Below are 3,756 nucleotides of genomic sequence, written 5' to 3'. Positions count from 1 at the left end.
GGTCGGCAGCATTGAAGAAGCGGTCGAGAAGGCCAAGAAGATGGCCGAGAAGGCCTGATGCGGCGGGGACGGGCACACGCCCGTCCCGACCGTGACACGGGGTGGGCTCGCGCCCACCGCTGCGGAACACCTGCGGTGGGTTCAACCCGCCCCTTAGCGAAGAGAGTTACATGAGCACCATCCGTTGCGACATCGTCAGCGCCGAGCAGGAAATTTTCCGTGGTGAAGCGACCCTGGTCRTGGCCACCGGCGAGCTGGGCGAGCTGGGCATCGCGCCCAAGCATGCCCCGCTGATCACCCGGTTGAAGCCGGGCAAGGTGGTGGTGACCACGGCCAACGGCGAGCAGCTCGATTTCGCCATTTCCGGCGGCATCCTCGAAGTGCAGCCGCAGGTCGTGACCGTGCTGGCCGACACCGCGATCCGTGCCCAGGACATCGACGAAGCATCGGTGCGCAAGGCCAAGGAAGAAGCCGAGCGCATGCTGGCCAATCGTGGTGAGGCAATGGACGTGGCCCAGGCCCAGCAGAAGCTGGCCGAAGCGGTCGTCCAGCTGCAGGCGCTGGAGCGCCTGCGCAAGACGCTCAAGCACTAAGCAGCTTGCCTGCGGGTGTTCGACTGCGCCGGCCTTGTGCCGGCGTTGTCGTATCCGGGCCGCCGTGCAGGGAGATGGCCTGTACTGTGATCGACCCGGCAACGGGGCGCGGCCAGGTCGGGCAGAATCGGCGGCATCCTTTGCCCGGCGCCTGACGATGATTCCTGTACGCACTATCACGGTCATCGGCATCCTTTGCAGCCTGGTGCTGTCTGCCACCGCGTCCGCCCGCGCGCCGCAGGACAGCCTGGCCGACTGGATCGCACAGGTGGCGGCGCGCAACGCGATCGCCCACGACGTGGCGGCATACAAGTTTCCCGCCGGACGCCCGATCGAAGACCCTCGGCGCGAGGCGGCCGTGCTCGCCGACAAGCGCGCACGCGCCCTGCAGATGGGGTTGGACCCGGACAGCGTGGTGGCCACCTATCGCCAGCTGATCGAGGCCAACAAGCTGCTGCAGCACATTGACGTACACCGCTTCCTGCTGGGCACGCAGGTGCCGCCGGCTCCGCCGCTGGAGGTCATCCGGGACCGCATCGACGTGCTGGATGCGCACCTGTTGGCGCAGTGGGCATCGCTGGACGATGTGCGCGCTGCGCCGGACTGCCCGCGCCGGCTGGCACAGGCCATTGCCCGGCAGGCTGCGGAGGCGGCGAAGAACGAGCAGGACAGTGGAAACGCATTGGTGCTGGCCACGGTCGGCTTCTGTGCGGACGAGGCACGCGCCCGGTCGGCGCCGACCGGAGGATGAGTCGGGACCGGTTGCCTGCACGTTCGGCTGCAGCATGRCGCGACTGGAGTTTGCTGCTAGAAGTGCACCTGCCGACATGCCCCCGGACGTGCGCGACCGGAGACTGACATGCAGGCATTGGAAACCCCTGACGCTTCAATCAAGGAATGATCATGTTCAAGAACGCATTGATTCTCGCGGTGGCCCTCACCGGCCTGGTGGCGTGTGGCAAGAAGGACGACGCTGCCGCGCCTGCTACCCCAACCCCGGCGGCGGCTGCACCGTCCACCGCTRCAGCGTCCACCGATGCCGGCATCGGCGCGGGCCTGCCCCAGGCCTGTGAGGCCTACCTGACCCGCGCCAAGGCCTGCTTCGACAAGTCCAACCCACAGACGGCCGCTGCCTTCCAGCAGGGCGTGGACCAGGCCAAGGCGCAGTGGGCCACCATGCACGACAAAACGGCGCTGGAGGCGGGCTGCACGTCGGCCAACGACCAGTTCGCCCAGGTCGCCAGCGCGCTGAAGTGCGAATAGCCTGACCCCGGCCGGGCACCGCACCGGTGCCCGGTTACTGCGCCGGCTGTTCAGCGATAGACGAAGTGCCGCATCAGCAGGAACGAGAGGGCGGCCAGGCCGCCTTCGACGATCGGTTTGGCCAGCCACGCATAGGCCAGGCCCAGGTGGTGCGCCGTCGTGCTCACCAGCAGCGTGCTGACCACGGTCAACACCAGCCACAACGCCAGGAACCGTGCGAAACGCGCCCAGCCGAGGCGCTGGCCGCCTTCAGCGGCAAATGTGTAGCGGCCGTTGAGCCAGAACCCCAACAGCATTCCGCACACCCGGCCCAGCACGTTGGCCGGCGCGGTCGGAACGCCCAATGCCGTGGCACCGACGAACACCGCCCAGTCCACGAGCAACTGCACCAGGCCGATGAGGATGAAGCGGCTGCCTTGGCGGATCAGGCTCACGGGAGGGCGGTACCGGTGCGGAAAGGCAGCATGTTAACTGTCCGCGTTCTAGAATTGCAGCCACTACCGCCCACACACGCTGCCCCATGACCCAAGCCCTGCACGTCATCATCCTCGCCGCCGGCGCTGGCAAGCGCATGAAGTCCGACCTGCCCAAGGTGCTGCAGCCGATTGCCGGCCGCCCGATGCTGGCCCATGTGATCGATGCTGCCCGCGACCTGCAGCCCGCCGCCATCCATGTGGTGTACGGACACGGTGGCGATGCGGTGCGCGACGCGTTCGCCAGCCAGACCGACCTGCTCTGGGCCCAACAGCGCGAACAGCTGGGCACCGGCCATGCCGTGCAGCAGGCCATGCCGAACGTGCCCGACGCGGCCACCGTGCTGGTGCTGTACGGCGACGTGCCGATGATCCGCACCGACACCCTGCGCCACCTGCTGGCGCAGCCGGGCCGGCTGGCGGTGCTGGTGGCCGAAGTGGCCAACCCGACCGGCTACGGCCGCATCGTGCGCAATGCCGAGGGGCGCGTGGCGGCGATCGTCGAGCAGAAGGACGCCAGCGACGAGCAGCTGTCCATCCGCACCATCAACACCGGCATCATCACCGCCGAGTCCACGGCGTTGCGCACCTGGTTGTCACAGCTGTCCAATGCCAACGCGCAGGGCGAGTACTACCTGACCGACGTGTTCGCCGCTGCCGCGCATGACTATACGCCGGCCGACATGGCGTTCGTCGAGGACGCGCAGGAAGCCGAAGGCGCCAACGATCCGTGGCAGCTCGCACAGCTGGAACGTGCGTGGCAGCTGCGCGCGGTGCGGGCGCTGTGCACGCAGGGCGCCCGGGTGCTGGACCCGGCGCGGCTGGACATCCGTGGCACGGTCAGCGTCGGGCGCGACGTGCAGATCGACGTCAACGTGATCCTGGAGGGCCGGGTCGAGCTGGGCGACGGTGTCAGCATCGGGCCGTTCACCCGGCTCAAGGATGTGGCGCTGGCCGCGGGCACCGTGGTCAAGGCGCATTGTGATCTGGACGGCGTGGTCAGCGAGGGCGCGGCCGAGATCGGGCCGTTCGCGCGGCTGCGCCCGGGCACGGTGCTGGCCGCCGGCAGCCACGTGGGCAACTTCGTGGAAACCAAGAAGGTCACCCTCGGGCCAGGTAGCAAGGCCAACCACCTGACCTACCTGGGCGATGCGGTGATCGGGGCCAAGGTCAACATCGGCGCGGGCACCATCACCTGCAACTACGACGGGGTGAACAAGTCGCAGACCACTATCGGCGACAACGCTTTCATCGGCTCCAACAGCGCGCTGGTGGCGCCGGTGGTCATCGGTGAGGGCGCCACGATTGCGGCCGGGTCGGTGGTTACCCGCCATGCGCCGGACGGCAAGCTGACGGTGGCGCGTGCGCGGCAGGAAACCATCGAGGGCTGGAAGCGTCCGGTCAAGAAGGCCTGAGCGGTGATGCCG

The 3,756-nt window shown here is 68.2% G+C and carries 5 protein-coding genes; 4 read left to right on the top strand and 1 reads right to left on the bottom strand.

What is annotated here, in order from left to right:
• The first annotated feature begins 170 nt into the window (after nt 1–170).
• From ACXJKH_RS16770 to ACXJKH_RS16760, 3 genes are all read left to right on the top strand, one after another.
• Nucleotides 171–593: a F0F1 ATP synthase subunit epsilon gene (locus ACXJKH_RS16770; protein WP_457321010.1), complete on the top strand. Its 423-nt coding sequence runs from the start codon at nt 171–173 to the stop codon at nt 591–593.
• Between the two features lie 157 nt (nt 594–750).
• On the top strand, nt 751–1,344 hold the full coding sequence (locus ACXJKH_RS16765; RefSeq protein WP_457321008.1) for a chorismate mutase: 594 nt from the start codon (nt 751–753) through the stop codon (nt 1,342–1,344).
• Nucleotides 1,345–1,496: 152 nt separating this feature from the next.
• The gene (locus ACXJKH_RS16760; protein ID WP_457321006.1) at nt 1,497–1,856 is read left to right on the top strand and encodes a hypothetical protein; all 360 of its coding nucleotides are present in this window, start codon (nt 1,497–1,499) and stop codon (nt 1,854–1,856) included.
• Nucleotides 1,857–1,906: 50 nt separating this feature from the next.
• Here ACXJKH_RS16760 and ACXJKH_RS16755 read toward each other — a convergent pair whose 3' ends face one another.
• A complete protein-coding gene (locus ACXJKH_RS16755) occupies nt 1,907–2,290 on the bottom strand; it encodes a GtrA family protein (RefSeq protein ID WP_256776906.1) in 384 nt (127 codons plus the stop codon).
• Nucleotides 2,291–2,376: 86 nt separating this feature from the next.
• Between ACXJKH_RS16755 and glmU the strand changes: the two genes are divergently transcribed.
• Entirely contained in the window at nt 2,377–3,744 is a 1,368-nt protein-coding gene (glmU, locus tag ACXJKH_RS16750) for a bifunctional UDP-N-acetylglucosamine diphosphorylase/glucosamine-1-phosphate N-acetyltransferase GlmU (protein ID WP_256776907.1), read from the top strand.
• Nucleotides 3,745–3,756: the final 12 nt, after the last annotated feature.

The sequence above is a fragment of the Stenotrophomonas sp. P5_B8 genome (assembly GCF_054049855.1).
This window is presented reverse-complemented; position numbering and strand designations above follow the sequence as displayed.

What these genes read in the sequence shown, in the direction of transcription:
- glmU (WP_256776907.1), top strand. Translation starts at nt 2,377, where the DNA reads ATGACCCAAGCCCTGCACGTCATCATCCTCGCCGCCGGCGCTGGCAAG.
- ACXJKH_RS16765 (WP_457321008.1), top strand. Translation starts at nt 751, where the DNA reads ATGATTCCTGTACGCACTATCACGGTCATCGGCATCCTTTGCAGCCTG.